Genomic DNA, 19,783 nt, shown 5'->3' with positions numbered 1-19,783 from the left:
TCCAGCTCGAGCACTTCGCTACGAAGCCTTGCTCTGAATGCTCCAGCGGCACTCCAGCCACTAACGCCAGATCGACGGTCCAGCAAGCCTCAGTTCAATAGCCCGCCAGATTGGCGACGAGACCCTCGTTTGAGGCGCTGACGTTGATGTGAATGACCGACCGTCCCTCGTCGTGGCGGTTCTTTCCCACCACCACCAAGGCAAAACTGTCGCTCCCCTTGAAGTCTGAGTTGGCGAAATAGCGAAACCCTGGACCGACCAATGTGAGCTCGCCGCCCCTCGGCTGCTCCGCGACGGACACGCTGTAGATTTGCATGGTCGACCAGCGAAGGCCCTGAATGCAGTTGGCGCCCGGCTTGATCGTCATCGACCAATCGATACTGTCGCCGGCGAGCTTATAGGGCTGATGATCTCGCAGGCAATTTGGCGTTGCGTTGGCTTGGCCGATGAGAAGAGCGCTGATCGTCGGCATAACGAGAGCGGGAAAAGTGAACGGTTTCATTGGCGCCATCCTTTTTTGAGGACGATGCGCCAACTCGGGCTAACGTTCGGTAAGGCCCGGCCGCAAAGGGCCCGCATTGGTAAATGTGAAGCTAAATCCCGTTAGCAGGTTTGCGAGACGACGCTGGCAAGACCGTGAAACGAACGGCTATAAAGCCGGTTCGGCTGGTTCGTTCGAACCCACTTGCCCTCCCATGATGCGAGACAAAACATTGAGGATCGCAATCAATCTCGCCATGCTGGCCTGTACGCTCGTTCCGACCGCGGCGGCCGCCGGTCCAAGCGCCGAGGTGGCCCGCAAGTGCATGCATTATTCCTACATCGCCTATCCGTATCAGCGCCCCGGTTCGGTGCGGATGAGCGGGGATCGCCAAGCCTATTTCAGGAACTGTATAGAGAAGGAAGGCAATATTCCTGCTCCAGAGACGCCGTCCTCATCTGCGCAACGCCAATCCTGACGTGCCTGCGGCCGGCCCAATTCCGCAGTCAGAGGGACGCTGTTTCACTTGGATGACGTTTCAGCGTCCATCCTGCCGTTGTTGACGACACATTTGTTGAAATAGTCGTGCTGAGCACGCCCTGACCCCTTTGCACTGCCGGCTGCCGGGTTGCCGGGCTCGCGCGGCGGAAATTGCTTGGCCGTCAATGCACTGCATTTCCGCGCAAGCTCGGCCGTGAGTGCCGATGCGTGCCCTGGAAGGGCACCGACCGCAAGACACGTCACGGCCAGTAGCATCAAGGGCGATTTCCGGTTAGCGACCATGTAATGTTCCCGCACGACAGCTTTTCTGACGACCGGACCACTTGATCCGCGGCATCCAGCCATTCTAGTCGAGATGCATGGCGCCGATACAGCCGAAAATGCCGTATTCGTGGCAGGCGGATTGGTTTAATCTGACCGTCATGCACCTAAGAATGCCACCCAGGCGATGACCTCGGGCGACCTAATTCCCAACGATCCCGAACGGCCGGACCAGGCTCCTACGGAGATCCAATTCGCGCTCGTCATCGCCCGCATGATCGAGACGGTGGACAACAACCCCGAGCATTTGCGTCAGGCCATCTACGACCTCGCCCGCTACAAACTGCTGGAGCAATTTACGCACGCGGATGCCAAGGATATCAAGCGCGCGCAGCAGGCGCTCGAGACCGCAATCCGGGGCGTTGAACACTTCTCGCAGCAACAGCCGCTCATTGCGCCCTCGCCGACCAAGCTTCAGCGCGAAGAGGGCCCGGCCCGACTGGATCAGCTGCCAGGCTCTATTGCCGCTCAGGCCGCAGCGGCGCAGCCGACGGCGCCGGAGCCAGCCTGGCGCCTCGGACCGGTCCACGCGGCAGGTCGCGGCCGAAGCCCGCAGTTTGCACTGATGCGACGAACTGCCGCGATGCTTGTCGTCCTCGGCGGCGTTTTGCTCGCTGTCCAGCAACGGGAGCGGCTGTGGCACTTCACACAAAACTTGGCTCGGGATCTCGCTCCTCAGGAAACAACAATTGCCTCCCCGCCGCCGGTCCAGCCCGCGAGCGCACCGGCGCCCACGCCTCCCCCGGCGAAGCCCGATCCGTTGCGGCCGACGGACTACGGCATCTACGCGGTCGCCGACAATCGTCTCGTGGAGCTGCCGCTCCTCCCCGGCAAGCCACCAGATATTCGCGTTGCGGTATCGGCCGCGCTCAAGGCACCGAGCCCGACCGTGTTACCGAATGGACACCCGAAATTCGTCGTGTTCCGCCGCGATTCCTCGGCCAATGCCGCCGATCGGGCCGAGGTTCGCATCCTGGCGAGGGTCACCCGGGAATTTTCCGCCGAGGCCGCCGGAAAGAGGCCGGATGACGGCGAGGCGACCTGGGTGATCAGGAACGTGTCGTTCCCGTTCCGTTCATCACCGCTCCCAAACGCACCCGAGATGTACGAGCTGCATAGTGAGGATCCCGAGCTTGAATTGGCACCGGGCCGGTACGCCCTGATCCTCAGGGGACAGGCCTACGATTTCACGGTCCCAGGAGAGATCACCGATGCCAGGCATTGCATCGAGCGCGTGGTCCTGACCACCGGCGTTCTCTATACCGATTGCAAGAAGCCGTGACGCCTTCCAATTTGCAACGCGACGCCTAGCTAGGTTGGAGCTGTCGGTTAACCGCGTCGGATCGATGGAGGCAACAATGCGTTCGTCCGTGCTCACGGTTCTCGTCATAGCAATGCTCGGCACGTCTACAGCGGCAGAGGCCCAGGGAACGCAGCAACAGGGGCAGAGGAGCCAGCAACAGTCCGCGCGCAGGGCGGTCGCAACCCAACCGAGCAACAATCCCTTCCAGAATCCCATTGGTCAAGGCGTGCCGCCCGCGGTCTCGGCCAATCCCAATACCAACAACAACAGTGGGCTGACCAATCCGCCGCACTGAGCATGCAGTGGCGGGATCGCCCTTCAGAGCAAGCCGAAATCTTCTCCGCCGAACGCGCAGCATCGCAAACAGCAGCAAGCCTATTCGGCGCTTACTTCGACCTCGATCGACGAACTGCCCGAAATCCGCATCGACGATCCCGTGATGCTCAGCTTGAAGGAATCGCTTCCGCGAGCGCCCTGATTGGACAAGTAGCGGAACGAGGGTCCCTGGATAATGACCTGGCCTGATTTGGGCATCTCCGTGATGGCGATGTGATCGATCATGATCGTGGACCAGCGCAAGCCCTGGATGCACTGGCCGCCCGAAGCGATCTTGAACGACCAGCGAACCATATCCGACTGAAGCTTGAATGGCTCCGGATGCAGGAGACATGTCCCCCCGGCCAGTGCCGCCGCGGGCGAGAGCCCCGCGAGAAGTGCAAGCGATTGGAGCATGAACTTAGTCACGACGCACCTGTTGCCGAATCTGGACGGCTCGCAGCCAATGAGCATCCTACACGGGGATCAATGATCTTGTCCTGCTTGCAGCGCCTGCTGGCAGCCTTTCGCGCCCCAAAGCCAGCCGCCCAATCGTCCTGCCATTTATGACAAGATAGGCATAAGCCGCCGACTGTCTTCAGCTTGCCATGTTGAGGCCCACAGATATCCAGTGATATCTAGAGCCCACCGCCTCGAAGCTACCCAGCGGCCCAGGAGCAGTAGTGCACCGCATAGTCACTATTCAATACTTGCGCGCGATAGCAGCCAGCGCCGTTGTTGTTCACCATTTCATCGGCCCGGCCTACTTCGAGACAGGATTGAAGCAACCTGCATCGATCGGGGAAGCAGGGGTCGATCTGTTCTTCGTGATCAGCGGCTTCATCATGTGGACGACAACAGGACGCAGGCAAATCGGACCGAGGGAATTCATCTGGCATCGCCTGATCCGAATCGTTCCCCTCTATTGGATCTTCACCCTGGTCTACCTTCTGGTCACATTGGCCAGTAAGCACAATCCGATTGCGCCGGTGGATGTGGTCAGGTCGCTATTCTTCATTCCGTGGTTTGACGAGCATTTGAGCCAGCGGATTTCGGCATTCTACTTCCTCGGTTGGACGCTGATGTACGAAATGTTCTTCTATTGCGTCTTTGCCGCGACGCTGACCCTGCCAAGGTCGACGCAGCTCAAGGCCGTCGTCTTGTGCCTCGCCGTTTTGGTTGCCGTTGGCCTGCTGTTCGATTTTAGGAATGGCATGTCATTCGCGTATACGAGCCCGCTCCTCCTCGAATTCATCGCCGGATGCGTGATCGGGAGGCTCTACGAAGCCAAACTCATTCCCCCAAGGGCCTGGGCAACTGCGCTGATTTTTCTTGCGAGCGTTGCGATCGTTTGGTCCGCCTGGAACACCCCTGAAAGCCTGCTCTCACGAGCGATCGTTTGGGGGCTGCCGGCCGCGCTGGTCGTCGCAGCAGCGCTCAGCTTCGAACCCGACGCTCAGAAGAGTCCGAGCCGTGCAGGATTGCTGCTCGGCGATGCGTCCTATTCGATCTATCTGTCGCACATCATCTTCTTCCTGATCTTCAACCTGATCGCGAAACGGGCCGGCATCTTTCACGGTTTCAGCGAGATCGCGCTTTTTTATGCGACGATCGGCGCCGCAATTGCGCTCGTCGGCGGACTAATCGTGTACTCGACCATCGAGAGGCCGACGTCGCGGCTACTCGCCCAATTGTCCAAGCCCAAAGCGAAGATGGACCCCTCGCTTCAGCGGAGCAGTTCGAGCTGATGCTTGGCGGGAGCTCTCAATGAAGGCTGCCGTGATCGGAGCTCATTCCGGCACACTGACCATCGTCGTTGGCATCGACGCAGGCGGCAGCTCCAGGCCCATGCACCGGAGGCTCGAAATCACGAAGGATTCCGGAATTTTGTCATATTAGCTATGCCGGGAAAAATGACTTGCTCGTATTTTACGGGGACAATAGACTTCGCGCATAATCAGCTAATCTATCTTCATCTTGGAATTTCAGTCCGAATTTTGAGCACGATGAAGAATTCTTGGGCACTTGCCACAGAGTGGCCCGCAAGGACTTTTAGTCACTCACCGGGTATCTGCTGAAACCAAGAATGGAACTGTTCGTGGCTAAGGACTCGACGTTGGATTCCCACTCCGCTCCGAAGAGATTTCTCGTAACCGGCGGAGCGGGTTTCATCGGCTCGGCCGTGGTGCGTCGCCTCATCGAGACCACGTCGAGTGATGTCCTCGTCGTCGACAAGCTCACCTACGCGGGCAATCTGGATTCGCTTCGGCCGGTCTCCGCGAATCCGCGATACCGTTTCGAGCAAGCCGACATCGCCGATGCTGCGGCCATGCGACGAATTGTGACGGCGTTCGCCCCGGACGTTGTCATGCATCTTGCGGCTGAAAGTCACGTCGACCGCTCGATCGACGGGCCCGCCGAGTTCATTCAAACCAACGTCGTCGGCACCTTTGCACTGCTTCAGGCGGCCCTGGATTACTGGCGGAAACTGCTGCCGCAACGCAAGGACGGCTTTCGCTTCCATCACATCTCGACCGACGAGGTTTTTGGCTCGCTGGGCGCCACCGGCTACTTCAGCGAAGAGACGGCCTATCAGCCCAACTCCCCCTATTCCGCGTCCAAGGCCGCGTCCGATCACCTTGTTCGCGCCTGGCACCACACTTACGGCCTGCCAGTCGTGATCACCAACTGCTCCAACAATTACGGCCCCTACCACTTTCCCGAAAAGCTGATTCCGCTCACGATCATCAACGCACTGGAGGGCAAGCCGCTGCCGGTCTACGGCAAGGGTGAAAACATCCGCGACTGGCTTCATGTGGACGACCACGCGGAGGCACTTCTGCTCGTTGCTCACAAAGGTGTCACGGGACAGTGCTACAATATCGGCGGCCACAATGAGGCCACAAATATCGATGTTGTCAGGGCGATCTGCGCATTGGTCGATGAGCTCGCCCCCAATCCGTCGATCGGCCCACGCGAACGGCTGATCACCTTTGTGGCAGACCGCCCGGGCCACGATGCACGCTATGCGATCGACGCTGCGAAGATTGCGCGAGAGCTGGGCTGGAAACCAAGGCACAGTTTTGAAAGCGGATTGCGCCAAACCGTGCAATGGTATCTCGACAATAAGACATGGTGGGAACGCGTGAGGACGGGCACCTATCGAGGCGAGCGGCTTGGCCTCGCAGTCTAGGTCTTCAGCGTCCAGGATTTACCATGCTCAACGTCGTTCCTACCGCCATCGAGGCCGTCAAGGTCATCACGCCCAAATCATTCGGCGATGTCCGCGGGCACTTCAGCGAGACGTACAACCAGCAGCGGTTTTTCGAGCAAGGCATCACACTGAATTTCGTTCAGGACAATCAGGCCTTCTCGAAGGAGGCGGGCACCATCCGCGGCCTCCATTTCCAAACGCCCCCCACCGCTCAAGACAAGTTGCTGCGCGTGCTGCACGGGAGCGTCGTTGACGTCGCAGTCGACTTGCGGCGCTCGTCGCCCACTTATGGAAAGTGGGTCTCGGAAGTGCTTTCGGCCGAAAACGGCAAACAGCTTCTGGTCCCGGCCGGCTTTGCCCACGGCTATTGCACGCTGGAGCCCGACACGGTCGTCCTCTACAAAGTAACCGCCTACTGGTCTCCGAAGGACGAGCGTGGCCTTGCCTGGGATGATCCGGATCTCGCGATCGATTGGCAGATGCCGCGAGACAAGGCTCTGCTCGCAGAGAAAGATACCCGCTGGCCACAGCTGAAGGCGCTGCCGATTTATTTCGATTGAGCTATGCGCATTGTCGTCACAGGCCGAAACGGCCAACTCGTCAAGTCACTGATTGAGTGTGCGCCGATGCGGGGCGTGGAGATTTGCCCAGTCGCACGGCCGGATGTGGATTTGGGTCGGCCGGCAGATCTAGAAAGCGCTCTGTTCGCGTTGCGCCCCGCGGCCATCGTCAATGCCGCAGCCTACACGGCCGTCGATCTTGCCGAAAGCGAGGCGGCAGCGGCGCATGCAATCAACGTAGATGGCGCTGCGGCCACGGCGCGCGCGGCCGCGCGACTCTCGATTCCAATTGTTCACATATCGACCGATTATGTCTTTAGCGGTGAGCTCGAAAGACCTTATCGCGAAGACGATGCAACCGGCCCTCTGGGGGTCTATGGAAAGACCAAGCTCGAGGGCGAACGCGCCGTCAGGGACGCGAACGCAGACCATGCAGTCCTTCGTACATCGTGGTTATACAGCCCGTTCGGACGAAACTTTGTGCGAACGATGCTTTCGCTCGCCTCGAAACGCGAGGAGATATCCGTCGTCAGCGACCAACAGGGTGCACCAACCAGCGCGCTCGATCTGGCGCAGGGGGTCATCAGTATAGTCCAAAATCTCTTGACCGACCCGTCCTCGCAACTCCGCGGGACGTTTCACATGACCGGCACCGGCGAGACCACCTGGGCTGGCTTCGCCGAAGCTATTTTCGCTGTGTCCGCCTCCATCGGCGGGCCGGCAGCCCATGTCAAACCCATTCCTACATCTGCTTACCCGACCCCGGCGCATAGACCCGCAAACTCAAGGCTCGACAACTCGCGACTTGCGAACATTCATCAGATAACTCTCCCTCATTGGGAAAAGTCCCTTCAAACGTGCGTCGAACGATTGGTGAAGCAAGACTTCCGGCAGGAGCAATGAGACGATGGCATTAGCAACAAAGGGTATTATCCTAGCCGGCGGCAGCGGAACGCGCCTTCATCCGATGACGACTGCTGCTTCGAAACAGCTGCTCCCCATCTATGACAAGCCCCTGATCTACTATCCCTTATCGACTCTGATGCTGGCCGGAATTCGAGACGTCCTGATCATCTCCACACCGACTGACCTGCCGCGGTTCCGCCAGCTGCTAGGAGATGGCACAAGATGGGGAATGACGTTTAGCTACGCAGAGCAGCCGAGCCCCGAAGGACTCGCACAAGCTTACATCATTGGCGCCGACTTCGTCGCAGGACAATCATCTGCGCTCGTGCTGGGTGACAATCTCTTCTACGGCCACGATTTGGTTCCACTCCTCCGCCAAGCGCGTCAGCGAGGCGACGGTGCCACGGTATTCGCGTATCATGTAAACGATCCGCGAAGCTACGGCGTTGTGGATTTCGATCAGCGAAACATGGCCGTTTCAATCGAGGAGAAGCCCCTCGAACCGCGATCAAACTGGGCGGTCACAGGACTCTATTTCTACGACAAAGACGTCGTCAATATTGCGGCCGCTCTGAAGCCGTCGAACCGCGGAGAGCTTGAGATCACTGACGTGAATCGGACCTATCTCGAGCGGAAGCAACTGCATGTGGAGCGAATGGGCCGCGGCTTCGCGTGGCTGGACACCGGCACGCCCGACAACATGCTTGAGGCCGCAGAATTTGTTCGCGTGCTTGAGAAGCGGCAGGGTTACAAGATTTGCTGCCCCGAAGAGATCGCTTACCGCTCAGGCTGGATCTCAGTTGATCAACTGGAACGCTTGGCCAAGCCGGTCGCCAAGAGCGCGTACGGGCAATATCTGCTGCGGGTGTGCGCGTGGCCACAAGAGCATCATCTTTCCTGAGCAAGTCCGCGCATTGCCGTCGAGTCAATGATCGCCCAATTTCAATTTGAGCCGACGATGCACTGGAAAGTTCTAACACCATTTAGCCCGTCCACGACGACCGGATGGATTCCGAGTTATATCCACGATCCGGATTTGACGTTTGAAGTCATCCCGTCGAGATACGATCATGATCGATCGCGCCGCTTGTCGGGCCTGCGTGAGTGGGCTGATTATGCCTTTCATGCCCTCCGGGCGTGGTTCAAGCAACCATCAAACCTTGGGGCATCGTTCGGCTATCTCACGAGCTTTCCACAACTGCCGATTTGCCTTGCCCTGATTAAGCGTCTGATGTTCTCGAACGTCCCAATCGTGGCATGGTGCTTCAATCTCGGATCGACCTATGACGGACTCAAGGGGGCGCTTGCCCGTTTTGCCGCGAAGGCCATTGACATCTTTGTAGTGCATTCGACCGCCGAGATCGAAATGTACTCAAAGTGGCTCGGGCTGCCGCGCGAAAGATTCGTCTACGTCCCGCTCTCCGTGGAGATGAAGCCACTTCCTAACGTCACTCGTGCCTCGGACCGGTTCATCCTGGCTTTGGGGACGGCCAACCGCGATTACGGTAGCCTTGTAAAAGCGTTAGGCCCACTTGGCTATCGAACGATTATCGTCGCCGGACCCAAGGCGATGGAGAACGTGGAGTTGCCGAGCTTTGTGGAGCATAGAAGCGGTCTGCCGCTCGCAGAGTGCCACCGGTTGAGCTGCGCCGCCGATGTGATCGTCATTCCGCTTCAGAACGTCGAGGCCGCTTCCGGCCAAGTCAGCTTCCTCGAAACCATGATGTTCGGTCGACCAATAATCGTGACACGAGGGCCAGGAACCATCGACTACATTCAGGACGGCGAAAACGGCCTTCTTGTGGCTCCAGGCGACGTCGACGAGCTACGAGAGGCGATCGCTCGCTTTTGGAATGATGAAGATTTGCGAAACAAACTAGGAAGTGCAGCCAAGCTCAACTTTGAACGATCTTTCACCTTCGAAGCGGTCGCACCCACAATGCAACAGATACTGAGGAAGTTCGATCGATAGCTGCCAGGTCTCGTTGTGCGCTTCCTTCGTGTTATAACGTGTGTACGGCTGTTACCAAGGTAGGAAAAGGATAAGACAATCCCTTCATTGGAGGAATCCGGATGGCCGAACTTCCTGTGAGACAATACTTTCTGAACACCCGTCCTGACATGGCTCAGTTTCTTCCGCACACTTTTTCGAGGACGCTCGAAATCGGCTGCGGCGCCGGCGGCTTCTCGCGCACCTACTTGGCGGGCGGCGACCAAATGTGGGGCGTAGAACCCGACGAAAAAGCCGCAGCCATCGGCGCACCGCTTTTCACGAAATTACTGATTGGTACTTTCGATCAAGTGAGTCACGAGCTACCAGATCGGTTCTTTGACCTTGTAATTTGTAACGATGTTATCGAGCACATGCCCGACCATGACAAGTTCCTGCGAAGCATAAAAAATAAGATGGTGCCAGGAGCCACGTTAGTCGGGTCAGTTCCAAACATTCGCCACTTCACTGCAATGGTCAAGTTGCTCCTGCTAAAGGACTGGCCGTATGCCGACGAAGGAATATTGGATCGGACGCATCTGAGATTCTTCACGGAGCGCAGCTTAAGGAGAGCGTTCGTTGAGAACGACTATGCCATCGAAGAGCTGCGGGGTATTCGCAGCATCATCAGAGGGGGAGTTACTGGGCTCCCTCCCCTCAAAAAGAGAGTCTCGCAAATTGCGGCTGCTTCTGTGGTTCTCGTGACGCTAGGTCTGTGGGCGGACACGCAGTATTCGCAGATTGGATTCCGCGTCCGACCGGTTTGAACGATATAAATCACACAGTGGTCGTCTGGTCGGCGCTTTTCCCCGGGAGCGCCTTTGGCCTGCGCTCGTCAAACTTCTTCCCGACGAAGAGAACATAGCCCAGAAAGGCAAGGTTGGCTAAAGAACCGGCCAAGCTAAATAGTGCTATTGGTACGATCGGGCTGGTTTGGACAAGTACATTTATTGAGAGCGCGCCTAACCTGACAAAAATGTTCAGTATTTCGTAAGCCAGGTAGGCGCCCTGCACACGATAGACCGATACCGCAGCAAAGCTGGGTCTCGCGACAATTCCGGTCCAGAAGAAGAACGACAGAAATTGGCTGTACGTGCCCGCCTCTGTCCACTTGGCGCCGAAAACGAAACCAAATATCTGCGGACTTAGTAAGATCAATACTGTGAAGGGCACTGCCGTAATCGCACAGAGGGCGCCGGTTGCCTTCAAGAGCAGCGGGCGCGTTTCCTCGCCGTGATTTGCGAGTTCGGCAAGCCGCGGAAAGAAAATATCGTTGACCGTCTTTGCCATTAGCGCGGTGGGAGATCCCAGTACGGAGTTACTAAGGGAGAAAAAGCCTGCAGCGATTGGTCCATGGAACATAGCCAGCAGCAGAAGCGGGCTACTCTGCGACACGGCGCTAACGAGCGTCTGCGGAGCCCTAAACATCGGAAAATCCGAGTACTTTCGAGCCGCGCGACGAACGCGAGGCAGCGAGGCCAATGCTGGCCATCTTCGGCCGCCAGTATTCAGCCAGAACAGCAACACGAGCGAACTAAACGGGCTTGCGAGGAGTGAGACGAGGATCAGTGCGAACGGAGTGGGCCAAATCGCCCCCACCAGTATCTTGGAAAGGCTGACAGCGGCCGCTTGGGCAATGATGACCCGCGCCGAAATGGCGTACCACCTCTTCCTGATCATCCATTGCTGCGCCGCCTGGAGCAGAGCCTCGAAGATTGCCTGGAAAGGTAGCACGAACAAGAGCAGTTGGATCGTCTCAACGCGATCCAACACGCGCAGATAGGCCGCGATGCCGAGCAATAGCACCGCAGCGACGGCAAATGACGACAGCAAGCTCACCCACACGAGCGCCAGGGCATCACGATCATTGGGAGGCAGCACGATGGCTGCAGAATAGGTCAAGGACGCGGCGGCGTTGACGAGCACCGCGATCGCCATAAAGGTGCCGAGCGCACCAAATGCAGCAGGGTCGAATAGCCGGCTGAGAATAGGTGAAGCTGCGAGGTTTACAACTTGGGCGGCAGCAGTTCCGGTCAACACGACGGCGATATTACGGAAAAGTGGTCGACGCCAGTAGCTTCGGATCAGATCGGTGAGCGGCATGCTGGGCGTCGTTACAAATTCCGCAGGTTAGCTGGAAATCTTCGGTGTGAGGGGAGTTCAATGATCCCGCCCCCGGTGGTTTCCAGCTCAAGTATCCGGCAAACGATTCCGTTCGCGCGAGCCTCGGATCGGCCAGGACAACGCTGACTAGCACATCGAATTGGAGGCCGAAAGGCGGATACCGTCGCGTTGAGCCAAGCGTTAATGCGCCTCGGAGGTCCTCGCCTCGATACCCCAGATCAGCGGAAAGATGGACTTGACCGCCGCCAGGCTACCCTTCTCCGAGAAGTGGCCGTAGTCGATGTAGAGCAGGCCCGCGCTCGTCTTGAAGGCGCAAAGGGTCTTTGCACACAGGAGATCAAAGGGGGAGATATAGTGGGCCCCCTCTGATTGTAGCCTTATTTTTTGCTCCAGGTCTTCGTCGTAATTGGCGGCGTACCAGTTCGACCTCTCCTTCAGCCTGACGGCAAGCGCGCGAGTATCGATCCCAAATTCCGGAGACTGGCCAAAAACGAAGACGTCGGCACCGGCTTCCTCGATCTGTCGAATGGTGTCGCGGAGATCGAAACCGCCGCGGGTGGTCAGAAGGCCCCACCGCGCGCTCAGGATGACCTTCCTGATGCCGAGCTGCTTGATGATCTCCAGAGCATGGGCGTTGAAGGCTTGGCAGTTCGGCAGCTTGTAGGAGAAATACTTAAGGACGGGGGGACACCCAGCCGCAGTGTATTGATAGATGTTCGCGTTCAATTGCGTGCCGTACGCGATGATGCCAGGCACGTAGTGCGCGGCGAACGAGTCACCCCAGAGCAGCACGTTCTCGCTGTATCCGTGGGTCAGCGCGCACGTCTTCGCATCCCACTTCTCGAACGTCTGCGATCCGTCCAGAAAACAGACGCCATTTCGCCACAGCCCGGGACCGGCCGCGGCCGCCACCTGCATGTCCGGAAATCTTGCTGGAAATCCTGCGGACAGCGTGCCGACGGATCCGAGCATCACCAGGAACGCGACCGCAGTGCCCCAAGACGCAAAAACGACCTTTCGCGTCATCACGGCCCCGCCCCGCCTGAATGGCGTTTCGATGAACCTCCAGGAGAGAATGGCCAGGACGAAGCTGGCTACGATGATGAACAGGACCTGGAGCGCCTGGGGGTTCTGCAACAGATAGAACCGCATCATGACCGTGATCGGCCAATGAACGAGATAAAGCGAATAAGAGATCAGGCCAACCAGCACCAATGGCCGGACACTCAGGAGTCGTCCAATCCGCGTCGTGTTATCGGTTCCGGCGAATATGACGAGAAAGCTTCCGATGCACGGAAGCAATGCGGACACGCCCGGAAAGGGTGTCGCGTCAGTGTAAGAGAAGACGCAGAAGCCGATCAGCGCGAGGCCTGCGGCTGCCAATAGTTCAGCCAGCCAGGGAGCCGGCCTTGGAGGCGGCGCGAGCACCAGCATCGCCCCGAGCAGAATTTCCCAGGCGCGGGTCGGCAGGAGGTAGAAGTTCGCGGTTGGCGCGGTGTAGGTCGCCGAGATACTCAGCAGCAACGAGAGCAGAAGGACCGGCCAGAACAGATAACGCCACGTCCGCTCGAAGAAGTACCTGCTCGCCACCATCGAGAGCGGCATCAGGATGTAAAACTGCTCTTCGACGGACAGCGACCAGGTGTGCAGAAGCGGCCGAAACAGCGACGACGCATCGAAATAGCTGGAGCTCCGCCAAAAATAGATATTCGAGACTGAGAGGACCGAAGCGATCAGGCTGTTGGATAAATCGACCAGTTCTTGCGGCAGCAGGAGAAAAAGGGCTGCCGCAAAAGTGAGGCACAGCGTGGCCACGAGGGCGGGAAATATCCTTCGAAATCTACGCTCATAAAAGCCGGCGATTGAAAAATGACCGGATTCTATTTCCGCGCGAATCCCCTTGGTGATGACGTAGCCGGAGATGACGAAGAAGACGTCGACCCCGACGAAGCCTCCCGAGAAATAAGGGACCCCTGCGTGAAAGAAAAGAACAGGAAGAACTGCGACAGCTCTCAAGCCATCGATGTCAGCACGGTACTGCATAAGATTCCGGGAAAAAATACGCGGGTCTCTTGTGTGGACAAAAGTTGTCATTTCCGTGGAATGGTTTTCGGAACCATCACAAGTGAGGACATCGTTCCTGCATGCACGCAAGCCGAAATGAGCGGCATGACGTGCTAAGATTAATGCAGAGAGTACGAGGATTGGCCCTCCAGCGCTGGCACGGGCAGCACCGATCGGGTAAAAGGACGGCGGATCGACCTACCAACTACCCCGGATCGGCGACGAATAGATGAATCTCGCAAGAGCGGCGCTCTTTTGGCTCATAGGTACGCGTACTGGCGCAGAGATCGTCATTCAGCTGATGGGCAGGACGAGCGGCGGCGACGAAGGTGGCTTTTCACTCGGTGCTCTGTTCAACCTTGCAGCACTTTTCATCGCGGCTGTGGCACTGCTCTACAGCTCGCGTGCGAGATCTGGTCGGATTCCCCTGCTGCTTTGGGCTCCTTACCTCACGGTCGCGTTCCTGTCATTGGCTTATACGACGTCCCTGGGCGACAGCGTAAAGCTGTTGATGAGCACGCTGACATTCCCGGCGATCTTCCTTGCGGCCTTCATCCTGCTCAGAACGAAAGAAGACGTCGCCAATCTGATGCTTTGCATCATCTACTCATCCGTCATTCCGACTATGGTGGCCTTCTATGAACTGGCGGCCGGAGGACTTGCGAGCGGACGGATACAATCCACCTTCGCTCATCCGAACGTCTTCGCATTTTATCTGATCGCCGTCATATGTGCGATCTTGTACTACAATCTGGTGCTTCATCGCCGTATCCTCTTCTTCTGGCGCGTGTCGCTGTTCTCCTATCTTTTCGTGCTATTTGCATTGCTGGTTGCAACCCAAACCCGGTCGGCTTGGCTTGCGATGGCCGTCTTCATCGTCATTTACGCCATCGGCGTGGATCGGAAGTTGCTCGTGGTCCTTCCCTTAGCGCCGCTTGTCTTGCTGGTGCCCGTCGTTTCCGAGCGCCTTGAAGGCATCGGGGCCGAGCCGACCATCACCTTCGAGGACATCCAAAGCGGCTACGTGGTCGTCAACTCCTACGGGTGGCGTCAGCTGCTCTGGGGACGCGCGTTGGCTGATTCTGAGGATGCGCGGATACTGGGCAAGGGCCTTGGCACACTTGGAAAGAACGCCGAGCGCTTCTTTCCTTTGGCCAATCATGCCATCGAGGCACATAGCGCCTATATCCAGACGATTTACGAGCTCGGAGTCGTCGGGTTGGCGGGCTACGTGCTGCTTTATGCAGGCGTCATTGTTGCGGTTTTTCGCTATAGGCGTCGCGCGATCCGCCCGGCCTACATCATCATCGGCTTCGCCACCGTCAACCTGATCATCAGCTACTCGGACAACCTACCCTATTACTTGTCATACAATTGGTACGCGTGGGCGATATTCGGAGCGGATTTCGCCCTGCGATTTGGGATTCTGAAGCCGACGCCGACACAGCACTCTTCACTTGCCGAAGTGCCCTCTCCCACCTTAGCTGCAGTGCAGCCGAGATAGATGGGAGTCTCGGTCATCGCACCGAAGACACCATCGTGTATCGCTCCGTAACCCTGCAATCCAATCGACGCGGAACAACCATGAACTCCCTGCCCGCTGGAGGAGACCTTGCGAAACCCACAGGGAGATCGGCCATCGGATTTCTGACCCTGGCGATCGGCGCGCGGGACTACATCGACCAGGCCTATTACCTCGGCCTTTCGCTGAAGGCGAACATGCCGGCATATCCGATTGCCGTCGTCACGGATGATCAGACGGGAAGGCTTGCCGGAGTTTACGACCACCTCGTACCGGCGCGGCAATCACTGGGGCGTGGCGTGCGCCAGAAGATGTACATCGACCAGTATTCGCCTTTCGAGGACACGCTGTTCATCGACGCCGATTGCATCGCGGCGCGGCCGTTCGAGCACGAGCTGAACGAGGTCCGCAGTTTCGACTTCAGCCCGGTCGTGCAACGACATCTTCGCGCGGGCGACGCGGACGAGTATTTCCTGGATCTGCCGGGCCTGATGCATCGCCTCGACTTGCGATCTCTGCCCAAATTCAACGGCGGTGTTTACTTTTTCCGTAAATCGGCTCTCAGCGAGAAGGTTTTCGAATTCGCGCGACGCATCCAGAACGATCCCGCCAGTTACGGGCTGAAGGCCTTCGATTCAACGGGACCCGGCGACGAACCCGCCTATGCCCTTGCGATGGCGCAGCACGGCATCTCAGGATACGACGACCTCGGCCGCTTGATGCGAACTCCCGTGGGCCTGCGCGGGAAGCTGACGATCGACCCGACGCAGGGCCAGTGCAGCTTCATGAGGGCGGAGGGCCTTGTCACTCCGGCAATCTGCCATTTCGCCGGCGACTACCGTTTCTCGCCGGAATATTACCACGCGCGGATCGCGCTCGAGCGAAATTGCGCTGTCGCCGCCATTCCAATGCATCTCAAAGCATCGACACTGGTCGCATTGACAAGGCAGAGAACCGCTCGGCGCCTACGGTGGCTTCGAAGCTCCGTGGAGAAACGCATCGGGCGCATCTCCACGACGATCGGCCTGGGAACTCCGTCCAAAAGCCCGGAAATCCGACGCTAAAAGTCAGGTCCGTAGATCCGCCCCAGTGGCCAAGCCCAAGCAGCTGCCGGTTTGCCCGACCGGCAAGGCGCTCTTAGCTGAAAGCGTGCCTTCTAAAGCGCGATGACATGAAGATGAATTACCATCGCGCTTTAGGTAATTGTTCGAGCATGATCTTCCGGAAAACCGCTACGCACTTTTCCGGATCATGCCTAGGGTCTCGAGCTGCTTACGCTGGCCGGTGTGGTGCCGTTCGACGCGCCCAGACCCGTGGTACCGCCACTGAAAAAGTTGTTGGACGGGTTGGTGACGCTGTTTGCGAGGAAAGTCTGCAAGGTGCTCGACCCGCCAAACCGATTGGTCAATGGGTCCGTTTGGCCACCGCTGGCACCGCCGGAGAAGCCGCCCGCGCCGCCGCCAACGCTGCCGATCAGCAGGTTCCCGGTAATGGCCGCGTATTGCTGCTTGGCATCGGCCGAGTTCGTGCCGACGATCTGCGTTTGGATGTCGCTGGCAAAGTTGGGGTCGGGGCGAATGCACTGGTTTGCCGCAAGCCCAAGTCCGGTCCCGATGGCCTTCTGCAATTCAGAACTCGGAAGCGGATCCGTCTTCAAGAGGCCGATGACCAAAGGCAGCATAGCGGGGTCGCTGATGACGAGATCCCGGACATCAGCCGTCACATCTCCAGGCGAGCGCGACGAACCGGTGGTTCCCAAAAGCGATGAAGGATTTGCTGTGAAATCGGCAATCTTCTGAGGGGACGCGGCGCCCGGACTGCAAGCTGCGGAGGCTTGCTGAGCCCCTCCGACCACCGCCAGCAGGAACACCGCTGACATCACCCCCCTCAAACGAACGCGAAAATCCCCAAGAAATGCTGCCATTGTCCTTAGACACCAAACTGTCAAACGGCGCTTGCCGCAATTATTAATAACCTATTGAGATAGATAGCACATTTTGATCGACCCGTCCAGAGATCATGGAACCGACAGCCGGTCGCTCCGGCCGGACGAATGGGCCAATCCAATTCCGAGCAACACCATGATACTTATGGAAAATCCAGGAATCTGCAGGGAAAAGTCTAGGAGCGAATGGAGGAGCCCGAGCGTTCCGGCCCAAAAAGCCATCACGGGAAACACGCGGTCGCGCCGGCGACGAATCATGGCGCGCGCCAGAGCGACCATCACAGCGGCCCAAACGGCGGCGATCAGCCCGGCGAACGGCAGCCCCATTTCGGCTGCGAGCTCAAGCGGGGTGCTGTGGGCGCGATCCCATACCCCCCCGATAGGCACTTCGCGGCTGCGATATTCGGGGAAAACCCACGTGAATGTGCCGAGCCCGGTCCCGAGAAGAGGATATTCCCGGATGATCTTAAGCGTCGATCCGTAGGCCTCCGCCCGTCCGCCGCCGGAAAGCCCTCCGGTATCGAATCGCGCGTTGACCGATCCGCCCAAGACCGAACTCAGCAGGACAGCAGCACCGACAATGGTCACAACGGCCATCGCGGCGGCCCGCCAGCTGCGGACCCAGACACGGTAGTACGAAAGCGCGCCTCCGGCGATGACCAGAAGGGTAGTGCTGGTGCCGAGCCGCGAGCCCGTCATGAAGCTGGCTGCGAGCGTCAAGAAGAAAGCAACGAAGCAGATCAACGTTCGACGGGATGGACGTTCGAACAAGGCCCTGATGATGTGACGTCGCGAGACCTCGGGGAGCCTCAGGCTCCGCGCGCAAAGCAGCAGCCACGCCAAAGCGCTTGCCCCCAGATACACAGCAGCCGTGTTGGCGTTGATGAAAGTCGTCGTCAGGACGTTGCGATAGGCCACCTTCTCGAGCCAGAGCACATGATCAGGCGCAGTAAGAAAGCTGACTATTCCATACACCGCATAGAAGAGGCCGGACCAGGCGAATATCTCGAGGAGCAAGGCCGCAGACCACCTGCTCCGGCCAAGGCAAATCGCGCAGAACAGTGCGAGTGCATTTGCGATCTGCGCTCCGGCTGCAATGCTCGGCAGGTCGCGTACAGCACTGATACGAGCCGTCGGCTCGGTGCCGAGCAGCGCCGAACTTTCGCGCCAGATCGGGTGGGCAAGCGCGGCAAGAGACGGCGGCAGCGGGATGAGCTGCAGCGTGACCACCAACAGCCAGCAGCAGATCACAAGAGCGAACACCGCAAGCACGGCGAGGCCACAGACATTGCGCCACACGCAAGACAAGGCTATTGCCGCCAGCAGGGTGACCCAAACCGCCAGCACGTTGTTCTGCACCGAGCCAAAGATCAGCGGCACTGCAGCGAGCACGAGCCCGAGAGCGTAGGTTGCCAATCTTTCGCTGAGGGGTATCTCGATTGCGGCAGCCGTCTGCTCTTCAGCTGCAGCCACTTGCCGCCCAGCACGTATTTGCGACCGTCCAGACATCGCTAATCGGCCTGAACCGACCGCGGCTGCCTACGATAAACGTCCGGCACGAGCGAGAAGTCGATGGCCGCGCGCAGATCGACCGGGTCTGAAATCACACGCTGTTGCAGCAGCAGCCTCTGAAACTCCTGCCATCGCCCCAGATCGAGTTCGGCCATCCGCGCTCCAAAGGGCCTGATCAGATCGCGCTGCTGCTCAAGCATGGTCATCGCGCGTTCTGGCGTCGCTGCGCGCCCAATCGCCGCAGCAACGAGCGTAGCCGTTCGACGTGGATCAAGATCGGCTCGCGCCCAGGATGCAAGAAGCGCGGAGACGAAGGTTTCGGCCGAACTGGACGACCTTGCCAGCATCTGCGTCGAGACGATGTAGACCGTCCCCGGAATGTGGATCTTGAAGGCACCTGGATCGAGCACACGATGGGGAAGATTGAGCCGGCGCAACTCCGCGCCCTCAACTTCGAGGTAGCCGGCCAGAACATCGATAGCACCAGCCATGAGCTGTTCCACCGTGCCGGTGGCTTCGGTCGCCTTGACCAGGCTGCGCTGCACGGCGTTTCGGCTGATGAGCGCTTCGACGACAAACCCGACCTCGCTCGACGCCCTATAAGCCAGAGTCTTGCCAAGCAAATCCGAGGGGGTCTGCAAGGCGGTCGTGTCCAGCGCGAACAGGCGAATTGAGCTGGCAACATAGGAGCCGGCGATCGCGACAATCGGCATGCCTGCGGCGCGCGCTCGCAGAAATGCCATCGCGGAAACATGCCCGATGAGGCGATCGCTAGCAGCTACGGCCTTCACCACGTCGTCGTCGTCAACGCCGACCTCGAGGCGTGAAGACAACCCAGCCTTCTGAAAAAGGCCATCGTTGATACCGAGCACGAGGCCCGCGGCAGCCTCGGTCAGAGGACCATTCCACTTGATAATCAGCGCTTGAGAAGCCGATTTAGCTTCCTTGACTGCGATCGGCGATGATTCTCTGACCAAGAGAGAGGCCGCGACCAAGGACATGAGCCCGACGAGCACGCCCAACAA

The 19,783-nt window shown here is 58.6% G+C and carries 19 protein-coding genes; 12 read left to right on the top strand and 7 right to left on the bottom strand.

Annotated elements, in window-relative coordinates:
• Positions 1-94: 94 nt before the first annotated feature.
• A complete protein-coding gene (locus AC5V87_RS09985; RefSeq protein WP_495370848.1) occupies positions 95-502 on the bottom strand; it encodes a hypothetical protein in 408 nt (135 codons plus the stop codon).
• A 211-nt stretch (positions 503-713) separates the two neighbouring features.
• Between AC5V87_RS09985 and AC5V87_RS09980 the strand changes: the two genes are divergently transcribed.
• From AC5V87_RS09980 to AC5V87_RS09970, 3 genes are all read left to right on the top strand, one after another.
• Positions 714-959, top strand: a complete 246-nt coding sequence (locus AC5V87_RS09980) for a hypothetical protein (protein ID WP_495370847.1) — start codon at positions 714-716, stop codon at positions 957-959.
• A gap of 471 nt (positions 960-1,430) precedes the next feature.
• Positions 1,431-2,585, top strand: a complete 1,155-nt coding sequence (locus AC5V87_RS09975; RefSeq protein ID WP_495370846.1) for a hypothetical protein — start codon at positions 1,431-1,433, stop codon at positions 2,583-2,585.
• Between the two features lie 76 nt (positions 2,586-2,661).
• Positions 2,662-2,901: a hypothetical protein gene (locus AC5V87_RS09970; RefSeq protein WP_495370845.1), complete on the top strand. Its 240-nt coding sequence runs from the start codon at positions 2,662-2,664 to the stop codon at positions 2,899-2,901.
• Positions 2,902-2,981: 80 nt separating this feature from the next.
• On the opposite strand, the gene AC5V87_RS09965 is transcribed toward AC5V87_RS09970, so the two are convergent.
• Positions 2,982-3,338 carry a hypothetical protein gene (locus AC5V87_RS09965; protein ID WP_495370844.1) on the bottom strand — a complete coding sequence of 119 codons (357 nt, stop codon included), beginning with the start codon at positions 3,336-3,338 and terminating at the stop codon, positions 2,982-2,984.
• Positions 3,339-3,604: 266 nt separating this feature from the next.
• On the opposite strand from AC5V87_RS09965, the gene AC5V87_RS09960 reads away from it, so the two are divergent.
• The 7 genes from AC5V87_RS09960 to AC5V87_RS09930 all read left to right on the top strand — a co-directional run bounded on the left by AC5V87_RS09960 (position 3,605) and on the right by AC5V87_RS09930 (position 10,358).
• Positions 3,605-4,669 (top strand): acyltransferase family protein, encoded by a 1,065-nt coding sequence (locus tag AC5V87_RS09960; protein ID WP_495370843.1) that lies wholly within the window; start codon positions 3,605-3,607, stop codon positions 4,667-4,669.
• Between the two features lie 338 nt (positions 4,670-5,007).
• A complete protein-coding gene (rfbB, locus tag AC5V87_RS09955) occupies positions 5,008-6,114 on the top strand; it encodes a dTDP-glucose 4,6-dehydratase (RefSeq protein WP_495370842.1) in 1,107 nt (368 codons plus the stop codon).
• Between the two features lie 23 nt (positions 6,115-6,137).
• Positions 6,138-6,695 carry a dTDP-4-dehydrorhamnose 3,5-epimerase gene (gene rfbC / locus AC5V87_RS09950; RefSeq protein ID WP_495370841.1) on the top strand — a complete coding sequence of 186 codons (558 nt, stop codon included), beginning with the start codon at positions 6,138-6,140 and terminating at the stop codon, positions 6,693-6,695.
• A gap of 3 nt (positions 6,696-6,698) precedes the next feature.
• On the top strand, positions 6,699-7,598 hold the full coding sequence (gene rfbD / locus AC5V87_RS09945; protein ID WP_495370840.1) for a dTDP-4-dehydrorhamnose reductase: 900 nt from the start codon (positions 6,699-6,701) through the stop codon (positions 7,596-7,598).
• Between the two features lie 4 nt (positions 7,599-7,602).
• Positions 7,603-8,502 (top strand): glucose-1-phosphate thymidylyltransferase RfbA, encoded by a 900-nt coding sequence (rfbA, locus tag AC5V87_RS09940; protein ID WP_495370839.1) that lies wholly within the window; start codon positions 7,603-7,605, stop codon positions 8,500-8,502.
• 27 nt (positions 8,503-8,529) lie between these two features.
• Entirely contained in the window at positions 8,530-9,573 is a 1,044-nt protein-coding gene (locus AC5V87_RS09935) for a glycosyltransferase family 4 protein (protein WP_495370838.1), read from the top strand.
• A gap of 101 nt (positions 9,574-9,674) precedes the next feature.
• Complete coding sequence (locus tag AC5V87_RS09930; RefSeq protein WP_495370837.1) at positions 9,675-10,358, top strand: class I SAM-dependent methyltransferase; 684 nt, start codon at positions 9,675-9,677, stop codon at positions 10,356-10,358.
• A gap of 10 nt (positions 10,359-10,368) precedes the next feature.
• Here the strand turns inward: AC5V87_RS09930 and AC5V87_RS09925 are convergent, their stop codons facing one another.
• Both AC5V87_RS09925 and AC5V87_RS09920 read right to left on the bottom strand, forming a co-directional pair.
• Positions 10,369-11,694, bottom strand: coding sequence for an oligosaccharide flippase family protein (locus AC5V87_RS09925; protein WP_495370836.1), 1,326 nt, complete (start codon positions 11,692-11,694; stop codon positions 10,369-10,371).
• Positions 11,695-11,895: 201 nt separating this feature from the next.
• On the bottom strand, positions 11,896-13,758 hold the full coding sequence (locus AC5V87_RS09920; RefSeq protein WP_495370835.1) for an acyltransferase family protein: 1,863 nt from the start codon (positions 13,756-13,758) through the stop codon (positions 11,896-11,898).
• 250 nt (positions 13,759-14,008) lie between these two features.
• Here AC5V87_RS09920 and AC5V87_RS09915 point away from each other — a divergent pair, with 250 nt between their 5' ends.
• Together AC5V87_RS09915 and AC5V87_RS09910 are read left to right on the top strand one after the other, a co-directional pair.
• A complete protein-coding gene (locus AC5V87_RS09915) occupies positions 14,009-15,283 on the top strand; it encodes an O-antigen ligase family protein (protein WP_495370834.1) in 1,275 nt (424 codons plus the stop codon).
• Positions 15,284-15,363: 80 nt separating this feature from the next.
• On the top strand, positions 15,364-16,365 hold the full coding sequence (locus tag AC5V87_RS09910; protein WP_495370833.1) for a hypothetical protein: 1,002 nt from the start codon (positions 15,364-15,366) through the stop codon (positions 16,363-16,365).
• Positions 16,366-16,556: 191 nt separating this feature from the next.
• On the opposite strand, the gene AC5V87_RS09905 is transcribed toward AC5V87_RS09910, so the two are convergent.
• From AC5V87_RS09905 to AC5V87_RS09895, 3 genes are all read right to left on the bottom strand, one after another.
• Positions 16,557-17,180, bottom strand: coding sequence for a hypothetical protein (locus AC5V87_RS09905; RefSeq protein WP_495370832.1), 624 nt, complete (start codon positions 17,178-17,180; stop codon positions 16,557-16,559).
• 138 nt (positions 17,181-17,318) lie between these two features.
• Positions 17,319-18,719: an O-antigen ligase family protein gene (locus AC5V87_RS09900; protein ID WP_495370831.1), complete on the bottom strand. Its 1,401-nt coding sequence runs from the start codon at positions 18,717-18,719 to the stop codon at positions 17,319-17,321.
• 38 nt (positions 18,720-18,757) lie between these two features.
• Positions 18,758-19,774, bottom strand: coding sequence for an ABC transporter substrate-binding protein (locus AC5V87_RS09895; RefSeq protein ID WP_495371871.1), 1,017 nt, complete (start codon positions 19,772-19,774; stop codon positions 18,758-18,760).
• Positions 19,775-19,783: the final 9 nt, after the last annotated feature.

It is taken from the genome of Bradyrhizobium sp. SOJA106, from assembly GCF_059448745.1.
This window is presented reverse-complemented; position numbering and strand designations above follow the sequence as displayed.

Coding starts and splice junctions, on each gene's coding strand:
- AC5V87_RS09985 (WP_495370848.1), bottom strand. CDS start 502: ATGAAACCGTTCACTTTTCCCGCTCTCGTTATGCCGACGATCAGCGCT.
- AC5V87_RS09975 (WP_495370846.1), top strand. CDS start 1,431: ATGACCTCGGGCGACCTAATTCCCAACGATCCCGAACGGCCGGACCAG.
- AC5V87_RS09970 (WP_495370845.1), top strand. CDS start 2,662: ATGCGTTCGTCCGTGCTCACGGTTCTCGTCATAGCAATGCTCGGCACG.
- AC5V87_RS09965 (WP_495370844.1), bottom strand. CDS start 3,338: ATGCTCCAATCGCTTGCACTTCTCGCGGGGCTCTCGCCCGCGGCGGCA.
- rfbB (WP_495370842.1), top strand. CDS start 5,008: ATGGAACTGTTCGTGGCTAAGGACTCGACGTTGGATTCCCACTCCGCT.
- rfbC (WP_495370841.1), top strand. CDS start 6,138: ATGCTCAACGTCGTTCCTACCGCCATCGAGGCCGTCAAGGTCATCACG.
- rfbD (WP_495370840.1), top strand. CDS start 6,699: ATGCGCATTGTCGTCACAGGCCGAAACGGCCAACTCGTCAAGTCACTG.
- rfbA (WP_495370839.1), top strand. CDS start 7,603: ATGGCATTAGCAACAAAGGGTATTATCCTAGCCGGCGGCAGCGGAACG.
- AC5V87_RS09935 (WP_495370838.1), top strand. CDS start 8,530: ATGATCGCCCAATTTCAATTTGAGCCGACGATGCACTGGAAAGTTCTA.
- AC5V87_RS09930 (WP_495370837.1), top strand. CDS start 9,675: ATGGCCGAACTTCCTGTGAGACAATACTTTCTGAACACCCGTCCTGAC.
- AC5V87_RS09925 (WP_495370836.1), bottom strand. CDS start 11,694: ATGCCGCTCACCGATCTGATCCGAAGCTACTGGCGTCGACCACTTTTC.
- AC5V87_RS09920 (WP_495370835.1), bottom strand. CDS start 13,758: ATGCAGTACCGTGCTGACATCGATGGCTTGAGAGCTGTCGCAGTTCTT.
- AC5V87_RS09915 (WP_495370834.1), top strand. CDS start 14,009: ATGAATCTCGCAAGAGCGGCGCTCTTTTGGCTCATAGGTACGCGTACT.
- AC5V87_RS09910 (WP_495370833.1), top strand. CDS start 15,364: ATGAACTCCCTGCCCGCTGGAGGAGACCTTGCGAAACCCACAGGGAGA.
- AC5V87_RS09905 (WP_495370832.1), bottom strand. CDS start 17,180: ATGTCAGCGGTGTTCCTGCTGGCGGTGGTCGGAGGGGCTCAGCAAGCC.